This is a genomic window from Methylophaga pinxianii (assembly GCF_020447225.1).
Lineage (GTDB): Bacteria > Pseudomonadota > Gammaproteobacteria > Nitrosococcales > Methylophagaceae > Methylophaga > Methylophaga pinxianii.
This window is the reverse complement of the sequence record NZ_JAJAEO010000162.1, coordinates 1-12,436: the sequence shown is the minus strand read 5'-3', so window position 1 is coordinate 12,436 and position 12,436 is coordinate 1. Positions and strand designations below refer to the sequence as shown.

At 46.6% G+C, this 12,436-nt stretch carries 15 protein-coding genes and 1 pseudogene; 12 read left to right on the top strand and 4 right to left on the bottom strand.

Annotation, left to right across the window (positions count from 1 at the left end):
- Positions 1 to 7: 7 nt before the first annotated feature.
- The gene (lolA, locus tag LGT40_RS06160; RefSeq protein WP_226071519.1) at positions 8 to 640 is read left to right on the top strand and encodes an outer membrane lipoprotein periplasmic chaperone LolA; all 633 of its coding nucleotides are present in this window, start codon (positions 8 to 10) and stop codon (positions 638 to 640) included.
- Positions 640 to 1,962: a replication-associated recombination protein A gene (locus LGT40_RS06155; RefSeq protein ID WP_226071520.1), complete on the top strand. Its 1,323-nt coding sequence runs from the start codon at positions 640 to 642 to the stop codon at positions 1,960 to 1,962. Before lolA ends, LGT40_RS06155 begins: the two co-directional genes overlap by 1 nt.
- A gap of 6 nt (positions 1,963 to 1,968) precedes the next feature.
- On the opposite strand, the gene LGT40_RS06150 is transcribed toward LGT40_RS06155, so the two are convergent.
- The 3 genes from LGT40_RS06150 to LGT40_RS06140 are packed head-to-tail and all read right to left on the bottom strand — an operon-like array spanning position 1,969 to position 4,285.
- Positions 1,969 to 2,724 (bottom strand): class I SAM-dependent methyltransferase, encoded by a 756-nt coding sequence (locus LGT40_RS06150; protein ID WP_226071521.1) that lies wholly within the window; start codon positions 2,722 to 2,724, stop codon positions 1,969 to 1,971.
- Between the two features lie 5 nt (positions 2,725 to 2,729).
- On the bottom strand, positions 2,730 to 3,722 hold the full coding sequence (locus LGT40_RS06145; protein WP_226071522.1) for a YVTN family beta-propeller repeat protein: 993 nt from the start codon (positions 3,720 to 3,722) through the stop codon (positions 2,730 to 2,732).
- Positions 3,722 to 4,285 carry an SRPBCC family protein gene (locus LGT40_RS06140; RefSeq protein ID WP_226071523.1) on the bottom strand — a complete coding sequence of 188 codons (564 nt, stop codon included), beginning with the start codon at positions 4,283 to 4,285 and terminating at the stop codon, positions 3,722 to 3,724. Before LGT40_RS06140 ends, LGT40_RS06145 begins: the two co-directional genes overlap by 1 nt.
- A 202-nt stretch (positions 4,286 to 4,487) precedes the next feature.
- On the opposite strand from LGT40_RS06140, the gene LGT40_RS06135 reads away from it, so the two are divergent.
- Genes LGT40_RS06135 through hisC form a run of 10 tightly spaced genes read left to right on the top strand, consistent with a single transcriptional unit; the run spans position 4,488 to position 12,013 of the window.
- Entirely contained in the window at positions 4,488 to 5,294 is an 807-nt protein-coding gene (locus LGT40_RS06135) for an ABC transporter ATP-binding protein (RefSeq protein WP_226071524.1), read from the top strand.
- The gene (mlaE, locus tag LGT40_RS06130) at positions 5,291 to 6,073 is read left to right on the top strand and encodes a lipid asymmetry maintenance ABC transporter permease subunit MlaE (protein ID WP_226071526.1); all 783 of its coding nucleotides are present in this window, start codon (positions 5,291 to 5,293) and stop codon (positions 6,071 to 6,073) included. Before LGT40_RS06135 ends, mlaE begins: the two co-directional genes overlap by 4 nt.
- Positions 6,074 to 6,538, top strand: a complete 465-nt coding sequence (gene mlaD / locus LGT40_RS06125) for an outer membrane lipid asymmetry maintenance protein MlaD (protein ID WP_226071527.1) — start codon at positions 6,074 to 6,076, stop codon at positions 6,536 to 6,538.
- A 1-nt stretch (position 6,539) separates the two neighbouring features.
- Positions 6,540 to 7,166, top strand: a complete 627-nt coding sequence (locus LGT40_RS06120; RefSeq protein WP_226071528.1) for an MlaC/ttg2D family ABC transporter substrate-binding protein — start codon at positions 6,540 to 6,542, stop codon at positions 7,164 to 7,166.
- The gene (locus LGT40_RS06115; protein ID WP_226071529.1) at positions 7,163 to 7,459 is read left to right on the top strand and encodes an STAS domain-containing protein; all 297 of its coding nucleotides are present in this window, start codon (positions 7,163 to 7,165) and stop codon (positions 7,457 to 7,459) included. The genes LGT40_RS06120 and LGT40_RS06115 overlap by 4 nt, the downstream gene beginning before the upstream one ends.
- 23 nt (positions 7,460 to 7,482) lie before the next feature.
- A complete protein-coding gene (locus tag LGT40_RS06110; protein WP_226071530.1) occupies positions 7,483 to 7,707 on the top strand; it encodes a BolA family protein in 225 nt (74 codons plus the stop codon).
- 30 nt (positions 7,708 to 7,737) lie between these two features.
- Positions 7,738 to 9,024 (top strand): UDP-N-acetylglucosamine 1-carboxyvinyltransferase, encoded by a 1,287-nt coding sequence (murA, locus tag LGT40_RS06105; protein ID WP_226071531.1) that lies wholly within the window; start codon positions 7,738 to 7,740, stop codon positions 9,022 to 9,024.
- Positions 9,017 to 9,670 carry an ATP phosphoribosyltransferase gene (gene hisG, locus LGT40_RS06100; protein ID WP_226071532.1) on the top strand — a complete coding sequence of 218 codons (654 nt, stop codon included), beginning with the start codon at positions 9,017 to 9,019 and terminating at the stop codon, positions 9,668 to 9,670. The genes murA and hisG overlap by 8 nt, the downstream gene beginning before the upstream one ends.
- On the top strand, positions 9,654 to 10,958 hold the full coding sequence (hisD, locus tag LGT40_RS06095; protein ID WP_226071533.1) for a histidinol dehydrogenase: 1,305 nt from the start codon (positions 9,654 to 9,656) through the stop codon (positions 10,956 to 10,958). The genes hisG and hisD overlap by 17 nt, the downstream gene beginning before the upstream one ends.
- Positions 10,958 to 12,013, top strand: coding sequence for a histidinol-phosphate transaminase (gene hisC, locus LGT40_RS06090; protein WP_226071535.1), 1,056 nt, complete (start codon positions 10,958 to 10,960; stop codon positions 12,011 to 12,013). Before hisD ends, hisC begins: the two co-directional genes overlap by 1 nt.
- Here hisC and LGT40_RS06085 read toward each other — a convergent pair.
- Positions 12,010 to 12,436: pseudogene (locus tag LGT40_RS06085) on the bottom strand (DUF4124 domain-containing protein); the annotation flags it as partial. The gene hisC and the pseudogene LGT40_RS06085 sit on opposite strands and share 4 nt — an antisense overlap.

Genomic DNA, 12,436 nt, shown 5'->3' with positions numbered 1-12,436 from the left:
GAAAGAAATGATAAAACGCTGTGCATCACAGTTGTTAATGCTTGGATGGTTCATATTGCCCTCATTGGCATTGGCCGAGTCAGCTGTTGATAGACTCAACAACTTTGTTCAGGAAGTGACAGAGTTACAAGCAGACTTCCAGCAAACGGTAATTGATACCGATGGTCAGGTAGTCGAAGAAGCCACCGGACAATTTTTGTTATCCAGACCAGGCAGGTTTCGTTGGGATTACGACACACCGTTTCCACAACAAATCGTCGCGGATGGAGAGCGGATCTGGTTTTATGATGTGGATTTAGAGCAAATCACGGTCAAATTGCAAGATGAAGCGTTGGCTGAGACACCAGCTGGATTATTGTCTGGCAATACTCTGCCGGAAGCGGAATATCATATTCGTGAGCTGGAATCAGAAGATGATCTGCAATGGGTCCGACTGGTGCCCAAAGAAACCGATAACAATTATCAAACCGTCGCTCTGGCGTTTGATGCAAATGGTATTCGTGAAATGCTGATGGTCGATAGTTTTGATCAACGCACTCGTCTGGTGTTTAAAAATCTGCAAATTAATCCGGACTTGCCAGCTTCGCGTTTTGAATTTAAAGCGCCACCAGGTGTTGATGTGGTGGGCGACGTTCCGTAATGAGTCTGTTTGATAATCTGCATCCACAGGTCGGCCGTCCACTGGCTGATCGGATGCGGCCGCAAACTCTTGATGAGTATATCGGTCAACAACATCTTCTGGCCGAGGGCAAACCTTTAAGACAAGCCATTGCGACCGGGCATCCACATTCCATGATCTTCTGGGGCCCGCCCGGTACCGGTAAAACGACACTGGCAAGATTAATTGCCGGTTATTGCGATGCGGAGTTTATCAGTATCTCAGCCGTCTTGGCGGGTGTGAAAGAAGTCCGGGAAGCCGTTACCAGAGCTAAACAATTGCAACAGGAACGTGGCCGCCGAACCATGTTGTTTGTTGATGAAGTGCACCGTTTCAATAAGTCTCAACAGGATGCTTTCCTGCCTTATGTTGAAGACGGCACCTTTACATTTATTGGTGCTACCACCGAAAACCCATCATTCGAATTAAATAACGCTTTGTTATCGCGCGCTCGTGTCTATGTCCTAAAGTCGCTGGAAATTCAGGATTTAATACTGATTATTAACCGGGCTATGCAAGATGGTATTCGTGGACTTGCCGGCCGCGAAATTAAAATGAGTGAGATGTTGCGGGAGCAATTGGCACAGGCCGCAGATGGGGATGGCAGAAGAGTACTTAATTTATTGGAAATTGCCATCGATCTTGCCGATAGCAAGCAGCAAACTGAAGTCGAAGAAACTGATCTCGCTGAGGTATTATCAGGTACGCTACGGCGTTTCGATAAGGGTGGAGAAGCCTTTTACGACCAAATCTCGGCATTACATAAATCGGTGCGTGGTTCTTCACCTGATGGGGCATTGTATTGGTTATGTCGGATGCTTGATGGCGGATGTGATCCGGTTTATCTGATGCGGCGAATTGTGCGTATGGCTGTTGAAGATATCGGTAATGCTGATCCCCGTGGCTTGCGTATTGCACTGGATGCCTGGGAAAGTTTTGATAAATTGGGCCGCCCCGAAGGTGAGTTAGCGATTGCACAGGCCGTGGTTTATTTGGCCAGTGCGCCAAAAAGCAATGCCGTATACACCGCCTTTAAAGCTGCCATGCAGGACGCCAGGAACTTTGGATCAGCTGAAGTGCCGTTACATTTGCGTAACGCGCCAACCAAGTTAATGAAAGAGCTGGATTATGGCAAAGAATATCGTTATGCCCATGATGAACCCGATGCATACGCGGCGGGGGAAAATTATTTTCCTGAAACCATGCCACAGCGGCAGTATTATCAACCGGTGAATCGCGGCCTGGAAATTAAAATCGCTGAAAAGCTGGCCCATTTGAGGGCGTTGGATAAACAGCATCGTTAAAGCAAATTAACCCGTATAAATGTCATAGCGGGTATTTTTGCTTTCAATGCTGACATGCGGTTTTTGCCCGGCAAAATATTCTGCGCCTTTGGGCCTTTTTACCGTGACTCGTTTCAAAGCTGCTCGACGGGCAAGGTTAAGCAAGTCTTCGCTATTATTGTCGGGCCCGACCAGTTGGTGTAAAAGCTGCATTTCCTTTTTAACTAACGCCGATTTTTCTCGGGCGGGGTACATCGGATCCAGATAAACGACATCTGCTCGGTCGGTTTCATTCAGTGTAGCCAGATAATTCATCGCATTGCCATGATGAAGCTGCATGCGTGAAATAATCTGCGCGGTTTCTGCAGCGCTCTGCCCGCGCTTTAGTGCATCCTCTAATAAAGCGGCCACCAAGGGGTGCTGCTCAATCATCGTCACCCGGCACCCGAGGCTGGCAAAGACAAATGCATCTCTGCCAAAGCCAGCCGTTGCATCGATAATATGGGGATTAAGACCTTGTTTGAGTCCAACGGCTTTCGCCAGGGGTTGACCACGACCGCCGCCAAATTGGCGCCGATGCTGATTTTTACCGGCTGCAAAATCAATAAAGATCGGGCCACCAAGCTGAGGTGCTCGAATTTCCAATCTGAGATCGGTTAAAACCAGTTGAGGTCTATTTGCATCAAGAGGCGTCAATTCAAGCTGATACTGATCAGCGATAAAAGCCGCCTTATCATCTAAGGCCGGATCGGTCACCGCCAGCGTATTTATCTGAATTGTCACAGAGTTTATTGACTGATAATAAAATCACCAAAAGCGCGGCTGCCTTTTCCGGTTTTGATATCAGTAACTCGAGCACCGGTAGTGGTATCTATGACAGAAACGCTGTCATCACCCCAGTTTGATACGTACAAATGCTTGCCATTGGCGGAGATATCAATACCTTCCGGACTGTCTTCGACATCAATAGTGTTGATGCTTTTAGCCGCAGCAATATCTACAACGGAGACACTGTTTTCATCCTGATTGGTCACATAAAGAAACTTGCCATCTGGACTGCTGACGGCACAATAAGGCCATTCACCAACCGCGATAGTCGCTGCGACGCTTAAGTTTTGCGTATCAATCATCGTGACACTGCTATCCTGAACATTCACACTGAAAAGACGTTGACCATCCGCTGTTAATGCAAGACCAAACGGCGATTTACCCACGGCGACTGTAGCCAAAACCTGTTGACTCTTCGCGTCAATCATACTCACCGTATTATCATCACGATTAGCAACGTAAAGCCGATTTCTGGGTTCATCATAAATGATGCCTGCGGGAGATTTACCCACATCAATGCGGTGGCGAATTCGTTGCTTATTGACATCAACCACGCTGATTTTATGCTCATACCAATCGGCAACATAGGCAATGCTGCCATCATGATTGGTGGCAATTCCTACTGGGCCTTGGCCTACCGGAATCTGGCTGATCTCAGTAAACTGTTTCGCGTCCAGTACTGATATATTCTGGCTGTCAGGGTTCGTTACAATGGCTCTTTGCCCATCCTGACTCAGCGCAATTCCAGCAGGCGCTTTGCCCGCAGAGATCGTACTGACAACAACTTGTTTATCGATATCAATGACACTGATATCGTTACTTAGTTGATTGGTAATAAACGCATAATTTGCGGGCTCGGCATAAGTCGTCAGACTAAAAGCAGTGAGCACAAAAAAAGCGACCCGATTAAGGGTCGCTTTCAGAAATGCGTTTTCCTTGGCAGAAATTCGCATTATTTCTCCATGATGTTTTTCAGATTTTCCAAACCACTTTTGTAAACAGCTGTAACGGCTTCAACCGCTTCAGCATCAGATTGACCTTCTGGTACAGGCGGGTTGTCCATGAAAGACCGATAAAACTTAGCACGCCATCTTACTTCCGTACCACCATCGACTTCTTTTACGAACATCCATGATTTGTAGGTTGAAACAGGCAGTGTGTAATAAGGAGTATCTTTACTATTGAAAGTAATCGTCTTAACAACACTCATATCCGTGATTTTGTATATCAGAGACATTTTTTCGTCATTAATTTTTTCCAACTCTTCAGTGATAGTTGGGTTGCCTTCACTTTTCAGCGTTAAAACTCGAACCTTATCATCCTTCATTTCAACTTTTTCTACTGCTGGATGCCATTTATCAATGGCGCTGAAGTCTTTGAGCATGCCCCAGACTTTTTCTGGTGCTGCGTTAATCACAATTTTCTCATCAACTTCCTGGCGAGTTGGGCCGTGAGCTGTTGCTACCAGAGGTAAAGCAATAACGGTGGCTGCAACGATTTGCAAAAATTTCTTCATTCTTAAAAGTCTCCGTTTGATCGGTTATTTGCCAAAATGTTTACAGAAAGTTCGAGTCAACGATGACTGTACAAGTTCCTGAAACTGAACATGGCGACAACACTTTAGCCGATACCGGTTGGATTTTCCACACAGCGATTTGACTTAGTATCAGCGATTCAAGAAAATTAGCGGTCTTTATATTTGATATCGGCAATAAATAATGGCACCACTGATCAAAATCAGGGATTTGCATTTTAACCGTGGAGACAAAGTTATCTTCAGCGGCGTAGATATTGATATCTACCAAGGCAAGGTAACCGCAATCATGGGGCCGAGCGGCACCGGAAAAACAACTCTGCTGAAACTCATCGGCGGCCAACTCAAACCCGATCGCGGCAGCATTGAAGTCGATGGTCAGAATGTTCACAAACTGTCTCATTCAAAGCTTTATGAATTGCGCAAGCGAATGGGGATGCTGTTTCAAAGTGGCGCTTTGCTGACGGATATAAATGTTTTTGAAAACGTAGCTTTTCCGCTACGCGAACACACCAAATTACCCGAATCGATGATTCGTGACTTAGTGCTGATGAAGCTGCAGGCTGTCGGCTTGAGGAATGCCCGGGATCTGATGCCTGCAGAGCTGTCTGGTGGTATGGCCAGAAGAGTCGCCCTGGCACGTGCCGTGACTCTCGATCCAATGATGATTATGTATGATGAACCCTTTACCGGACAGGATCCGATTTCGATGGGCACATTGGTTAATCTTATCCGTCGCCTCAATGATGCAATGGGGCTGACCAGTATCATTGTTTCTCATGATGTCGCTGAAACCACTCAGATAGCCGATGAGATTTATCTGTTGTCCGGTGGCAAAGTCATCGAACAAGGCACACCGGAGACGCTCAAGAATTCAGGTTCTGAGTGGGTTAAACAGTTTTTACAAGGTTTACCTGATGGGCCGGTTCCATTTCATTATCCTGGTAATGAGTTTAAAAAAGACCTGTTGAATGCAGAGGAAAAACGATGATTGAGCTGCTGCGCAGCCTCGGTGGCTGGGGTATTAATACTTTTCAGCGACTTGGTCGAGGCCATATTTTCTTGATGCAGATGCTGGCAGGGGTTCCAAGTTCGGTATTCCGTTTTTCCCTGGTTATTCAGCAATTATTCTATGTCGGTGTGTTGTCGATTCTGATTATTTTGATATCAGGCTTATTTGTCGGCATGGTACTCGGTCTTCAAGGGTATAATACGCTAGTCGATTTTGGCGCCGAAGAATCTCTCGGGGTGCTGGTTTCATTATCTTTGGTCAGAGAGCTTGGACCCGTTGTCAGCGCGTTGTTGTTTGCCGGCCGTGCCGGGTCAGCGCTGACGGCTGAAATTGGTTTGATGAAAAGTACTGAGCAGTTATCCGGTATGGAAATGATGGCTGTCGACCCGATGCGTCGCATCATTGCCCCAAGATTTTTAGCTGGTTTGATCTCCATGCCATTATTGGCAGCTATATTTAGTGCTGTCGGTATTTTGGGTGGATTTTTGGTTGGGCATGGCCTGCTCGGAGTCGATGATGGCGCTTTCTGGTCACAAATGCAGGCCAAAACCGACTGGTATGAAGATATTCTGAATGGTGTTGTGAAAAGTATTGTCTTTGGTTTTGTTGTCACCTGGATTGCTTTGTTTGAGGGATATGATGCCTCCCCAACATCTGAAGGTGTGGGACGTGCCACAACGCGGACAGTTGTCCATTCCGCTTTCGCTATTCTCGGCCTGGACTTTGTTCTGACTGCGTTGATGTTTGGAGATATTTAAATGAATTCGAAAAGAAGTACCGAAATCCTTGTCGGGTTATTTGTAGCTGCTGGCATTGCCGCATTATTCGTTCTGGCAATGAAGGTAAGTAATCTAGGCGACTTTACCGATGAAAAAGGCTATGAGGTGGTCGCTCACTTCCAGAACATTGGCGGGTTGAAAGCACGTTCTCCAGTGACAATGGCCGGAGTGAGAGTGGGACGCGTAACCTCTATTTCACTGGATCCAGACTCCTATGATGCGAAAGTCACCATTAATATCTATCCACAATATGACAACATTCCTATAGATACGTCTGCCAGTATTTTTACAGCAGGCTTATTAGGCGAGCAGTACATCAGTTTGTCACCGGGGGCAGATGATTTCTTCCTGCAGGATGGTGACATTATTGATTTAACTCAACCGGCAGTTGTCTTAGAACAGGTAATTGGCCAGTTCTTATACAGCACAGCAGAAGGTGAATAAGATGATTAGAATCAAGCAATATTCCACTCAGATCCTGACGGCCCTGTTTTTAGGCTTTATTACGATTAGTGCTTCCGCACAGGCGATGCCGGAACCTCAGGCTTTGGTAAAAGAAGCCTCAGACAATATGCTGAAAGCACTTAAAGAGCATGAAGCAGAGTTGCAAAGTGATCCGCAAAAAATCTACTCCCTGGTTCAGGATATTCTCATCCCCCATTTTGATTTTGAGCGGATGGCGAGATTGGCATTGGGTCGGAGTTGGCGCGATGCTTCGGCTGATCAGCAAGCCAAGTTCGTGGAAGAGTTTCGTTTGTTGCTAGTCCGGACGTATTCAACGGCAATGCTGGAATACACCAACGAAGAGATTCGCTTTTTACCTTTCCGTGACGATATTGAAACAGGTCGGGTAAACGTGTCGATGGAAGTGGTTCAGCCTAATGGTCCATCTATTCCCATGGCGTTGGCTCTCTACAAAAACAAAAATAATGAATGGAAAGTGTATGACGTCAAGATTGAAGGCATCAGTTTGGTCACAAACTACCGTTCTACTTTCAATCGTGATATTCGCACCAACGGTATGGATGCGTTAATTGAAAGCTTGTCCAAACGAAATGATAAAGCCAGATGATGAATCTGATTTTTGATGAAGTCGCGAAACGTATTTTGGTTTCGGGAGAACTAACGTTTGACACGGCAGCAAACGGGATCGACATGACCGAAGAGTTATTTACGGATATCGCCGTTCTGGATGTTGATCTTAGTGAAGTCACACGAAGTGATAGTGCGGGCTTGGCGCTATTGATTGAATGGATGCGTCAAGCTGAGAAATTAAATAAACCAATTCGTTATTTTAATATGCCTACTCAAATGTTGGCGATGGCGGAAGCAAGCGGATTGGAAGAACTTCTTCCTCTGCAATAAATTTATAAATTAAGTGGTGAAACATGAAAGCAGCAGATATCAAAGCAATGATAGAAGCAGGCTTACCTGATGCTGATGTTGAGGTGTTTGGTGAAGATGGCCAGCATTTTGATGCTCGGGTTTTTAGTCCGTCATTCTCTGGAAAAAGCCTGATCGAGCAACACCGTATGGTCAAAGCGACCTTGGGAGACAGTTTCAGCAGTGGTGCTGTGCATGCCTTGTCACTCAAAACGGGTGTCTCTCGCTAATCCATTCCCTTATTCTTCCAGAGCAAATTCATGGACAAATTAATCATTAAAGGTGGTGTCGCGCTCGATGGCGAGATCCGTATTTCCGGTGCCAAGAATGCTGCGTTACCAATATTGATGGGGGCATTGTTAGCTGATTCGCCTGTACGTATCGGTAATGTTCCGCATCTGCATGACATTACCACTACCCTGGAGTTATTGGGCCGCATGGGTGTCACACTAACCGTGGATGAACGTTCCGGCGTACTAATTGATCCTTCGACATTGACCATTACTGAAGCGGCCTATGACTTGGTCAAAACCATGCGAGCGTCGATTCTGGTGCTGGGACCATTATTAGCCAAATTCGGCAAAGCCGATGTTTCATTACCTGGTGGTTGTGCGATTGGTTCACGTCCTGTGGATTTGCATTTACGCGGTCTGGAGCAGATGGGCGCCGAAATTAAAGTGGAAAACGGCTATATCCGTGCCACGAGCGGAAAAGGCCTGAAAGGGGCTCACATCTTTATGGATCAAGTGACAGTAACCGGAACTGAAAACCTGATGATGGCGGCAACCCTGGCTACTGGTACCACCATTATCGAAAATGCTGCGCGTGAACCTGAAGTGGTGGATTTAGCCAAGTATCTTAATCAAATGGGCGCCAAAATCACCGGTGCTGGCTCAACGACCATTCAGATTGAAGGGGTTGAGAAACTCAATGGTACACATTATGCGATTCTTCCTGATCGTATCGAAACGGGTACTTATCTGGTTGCGGCGGCAATCACCCGTGGCCGCGTTAAACTTAAAGATACCGATGCTAATCAATTAGAGGCGGTGTTGCTGAAGCTGGAAGAGGCAGGAGCAAAAATTGAAGTGGGTGAGGATTGGATCACCTTAGATATGGAAGGTCGACGTCCCAAGGCCGTCAATATTCGCACCGCGCCTTATCCGGCATTTCCAACGGATATGCAGGCCCAGTTTACCGCCCTGAATAGCATTGCCGAAGGACAGGCCACCATCGTTGAAACGGTTTTCGAGAACCGCTTTATGCATGTGCAGGAAATGCAGCGTATGGGTGCTAATTTACAGATCGAAGGTAATACCGTGGTGTGTAAAGGACAGGAAAAATTAACTGCTGCTCCGGTAATGGCCACTGATTTACGTGCTTCCGCCTGTCTGGTGTTGGCCGCGCTGGTGGCAGAAGGGGAAACCCAGGTTGAACGTATCTATCACATTGACCGTGGTTATGAATGTATTGAAGAGAAGTTGCAGCAATTAGGTGCGCGAATCCGCCGAATTCCGACGCAGGCCAGGGTGGCATCCAATGGCTGAAATGTTAACGCTGGCATTATCTAAAGGACGAATCTTTCAGGAAACGCTACCCCTTTTAAAGGCGGCGGGTATTGAACCTCTGGATGATCCGGAAAAAAGCCGAAAATTGATTCTGGAAACCAATCTAGCGGATGTCAGATTGATTATCGTGCGAGCCTCAGATGTGCCGACTTATGTTGAGTATGGTGGTGCAGACATGGGCGTCGCGGGTAAGGATGTCCTAATGGAGCACCCGGAAGCAGAGCTTTACGAACCGGTTGACCTGAATATTGCCTGCTGCAAACTGATGACGGCGGGTAAAAAAGATGCAGATCAGCCGCAGGGCCGATTGAAAGTGGCAACCAAGTTTGTTGAGAGCACCAAGCGGTTTTATGCCGAGCAGGGACAACAAGTCGAGATCATCAAATTATATGGCTCAATGGAACTGGCCCCATTGGTGGGTATGGCTGACCGGATTGTCGACGTGGTGGATACTGGCAATACTTTACGAGCTAATGGTTTGATACCAATGGAGCATATCGCGGATATAAGTTCGCGATTAGTGGTCAATAAGGCATCCATGAAAACCAAGCATGCGCGGATTCAACAATTTATTGAGCAGATCCGCAAAGCAGTAAAAGAGCAGGCAAATGAAGCAAATAAGTGAATTAAACTTCAAACAAGCTGATTTCTGGTCAAAGCTTTCTGAGCTATTGGCTTGGGAAGATGTGTCGGATACAGCAGTTACAGATACTGTTCGAGCTATTTTAGTGGACGTAAAACAGCGCGGAGATCAAGCGGTTATTGAGTATAGCCAGCGGTTTGATCGTGTTAAAGCCACTGCGATGACGGATTTGGAGATTCCTCTGACTCGGGCGGCCGCTGCTCTGGAATCTATCCCGGCTGCGCAGCGTCAGGCGCTGGAGCAGGCAGCGGATCGTGTACGACAGTACCATGAACATCAGAAACAGGAATCGTGGCACTACATTGAGGCCGATGGCACTTTATTGGGCCAGCAAGTTACTCCGTTAGACCGTGCTGGATTATATGTACCTGGTGGTAAAGCGGCTTATCCTTCATCGGTGTTGATGAATGCTATCCCTGCCAAAGTGGCAGGTGTGCAAGAGTTAATCATGGTGGTACCTACTCCCGATGATGAAGTAAATGATCTGGTATTAGCGGCAGCAGCGATTGCCGGTGTTGATCGTATTTTTGCTATAGGCGGTGCACAAGCCGTTGCGGCATTGGCCTATGGGACTGAAACCATTCCGCAGGTCGATAAAATTGTCGGTCCGGGCAATATCTTTGTGGCCACGGCCAAAGGCATGGTTTTCGGTACCGTTGGTATTGATATGATTGCCGGTCCATCAGAGATTCTGGTGATTTGTGATGGCAAGACGGATCCGGATTGGATCGCCATGGATCTGTTCTCACAAGCTGAACACGATGAAGATGCTCAATCAATTCTGATTTCTCCTGATGCTGAGTTTCTGCAGAAAGTAAAAGATTCAATTACCCGATTATTACCGACAATGGAACGCCAGGCGATTATTGAAACATCGCTGAAAAATCGAGGCGCCATGATTCTGGTTGAGGATATGCAACAAGCGGTAGAGGTCTGTAATTATATTGCGCCTGAACATTTGGAGCTGTCAGTGGATGAGCCAATGGAAATGGCCAGACAAATCCGTCATGCAGGTGCAATTTTTATGGGACGTTATACTCCTGAAGCATTAGGTGATTATTGTGCCGGGCCTAATCATGTCTTGCCAACCTCACGCACTGCACGTTTCAGTTCACCCCTGGGTGTCTATGATTTTCAAAAGCGTTCGAGCCTGATTCAGGTTTCATCGCAAGGAGCACAAAGCCTGGGACAAATTGCATCAGTACTGGCGCGTGGTGAGAGTCTGACAGCGCATGCTCGCAGTGCTGAGTATCGTTTACAGGAAAAATAATGAGCCGTTTCTGGAGTGATTTCGTTCATTCACTAGAACCCTATGTGCCGGGTGAACAGCCGCGCGGCCATAATCTGGTCAAGCTCAATACCAATGAAAACCCATTCGGTCCTTCACCCAAGGTACTGGAAGCGATCCGTATGGCCACAACAGAGCGGTTACGACTGTATCCTGTTCCAGACGGTGGCCCATTAAAACAGGCAATTGCGGATTACCATAAGGTACCAGCCGAGTGTGTGTTTGTGGGAAATGGTTCGGATGAAGTGTTAGCCCATGCTTTCAATGCTTTTTTCAAGCATGGAAAACCGGTGTTATTCCCCGATGTCACTTATAGTTTTTATCCTGTTTATTGTCAGTTATATGAAATTGAATCGGTTTTAGTGCCATTAAATGCCGAGTTTGAAATCGAAATAACCGATTACGAGCGTGATAATGGCGGCATTATTCTGCCAAACCCCAACGCACCGACCGGGTGTTTGTTATCGCTGGATGATATTCGGCGTCTGGTAGAAATGAATCGTGACAGTGTGGTGGTCATTGATGAAGCTTATATCGATTTTGGCGGAGAAACGGCCATCCCGTTAACTCAACGATTCCCCAATCTGCTGGTTACCCAGACGCTATCGAAATCACGTTCGCTGGCAGGTATGCGTATCGGGTTTGCAGTGGGCCATCCAGAATTGATTGAAGCTTTAGTCAGGGTAAAAGATAGTTTTAACTCTTATCCGCTTGATAGTTTGGCAATTGCCGCAGGCGTCGCAGCCTATCAGGACGAAGCCTACTTCAAGCAGTGTCAGCAACAAGTTATTACTGAGCGTGAATGGTTAACCCAGTCTTTAACTGAGTTGGGGTTTGATGTTTTACCTTCGGCAGCAAATTTTGTGTTTGCCCGTCATCCTCAACAGGATGCTGCGACATTAGCAGCAGGATTGCGGGAAAAAGGCGTGATTGTTCGCCACTTTAAAAAGCCGAGGATTGATCAGTTTTTACGTATCAGTATTGGTAACCATACAGAAAATCAATTATTGATGAGCCAGCTGGACTTGTTGGTTTAATCAGCAGTCGCTTTACCCAGCAGTTCACGTAAGCGCTGTTGATCCAGTTCATACTGCATATTGAGCGCATCAATTTCCGTTTGTAACTGTTGAAGGCTGGACTGATTATTGTCCAGCTCCTGCTGCGCGGCTTTTAATCTGCTTTGCAGATTGGGACTAAGACCTAATCCACTTAACTCATTATCTGCTGCTTGCTGTTGCACTTGTTGCAGACGTTGCTGCAAGCCTTTGCGTTTGGCTTTTAATATTTCAATGCGATTTTCACGATATTGCAGATCTTCATCCCGTTCATTGAGCAAGTCCTGTTCAGATTGATACGCGGAGAGCAGATTATGATCATAAATAGCCTGTTTACGACGTTTTTCGGCTGCTATTCTGGCGGCTTCTTCCGCCTGTTTTTGTTGTTCTAGTTCCATTTTTTTT

Excerpts from the sequence above, each read along its gene's own strand:
- lolA (WP_226071519.1), top strand. The coding sequence starts at position 8 with ATGATAAAACGCTGTGCATCACAGTTGTTAATGCTTGGATGGTTCATA.
- LGT40_RS06155 (WP_226071520.1), top strand. The coding sequence starts at position 640 with ATGAGTCTGTTTGATAATCTGCATCCACAGGTCGGCCGTCCACTGGCT.
- LGT40_RS06145 (WP_226071522.1), bottom strand. The coding sequence starts at position 3,722 with ATGCGAATTTCTGCCAAGGAAAACGCATTTCTGAAAGCGACCCTTAAT.
- LGT40_RS06140 (WP_226071523.1), bottom strand. The coding sequence starts at position 4,285 with ATGAAGAAATTTTTGCAAATCGTTGCAGCCACCGTTATTGCTTTACCT.
- LGT40_RS06135 (WP_226071524.1), top strand. The coding sequence starts at position 4,488 with ATGGCACCACTGATCAAAATCAGGGATTTGCATTTTAACCGTGGAGAC.
- mlaE (WP_226071526.1), top strand. The coding sequence starts at position 5,291 with ATGATTGAGCTGCTGCGCAGCCTCGGTGGCTGGGGTATTAATACTTTT.
- mlaD (WP_226071527.1), top strand. The coding sequence starts at position 6,074 with ATGAATTCGAAAAGAAGTACCGAAATCCTTGTCGGGTTATTTGTAGCT.
- LGT40_RS06120 (WP_226071528.1), top strand. The coding sequence starts at position 6,540 with ATGATTAGAATCAAGCAATATTCCACTCAGATCCTGACGGCCCTGTTT.
- LGT40_RS06115 (WP_226071529.1), top strand. The coding sequence starts at position 7,163 with ATGATGAATCTGATTTTTGATGAAGTCGCGAAACGTATTTTGGTTTCG.
- LGT40_RS06110 (WP_226071530.1), top strand. The coding sequence starts at position 7,483 with ATGAAAGCAGCAGATATCAAAGCAATGATAGAAGCAGGCTTACCTGAT.
- murA (WP_226071531.1), top strand. The coding sequence starts at position 7,738 with ATGGACAAATTAATCATTAAAGGTGGTGTCGCGCTCGATGGCGAGATC.
- hisG (WP_226071532.1), top strand. The coding sequence starts at position 9,017 with ATGGCTGAAATGTTAACGCTGGCATTATCTAAAGGACGAATCTTTCAG.
- hisD (WP_226071533.1), top strand. The coding sequence starts at position 9,654 with ATGAAGCAAATAAGTGAATTAAACTTCAAACAAGCTGATTTCTGGTCA.
- hisC (WP_226071535.1), top strand. The coding sequence starts at position 10,958 with ATGAGCCGTTTCTGGAGTGATTTCGTTCATTCACTAGAACCCTATGTG.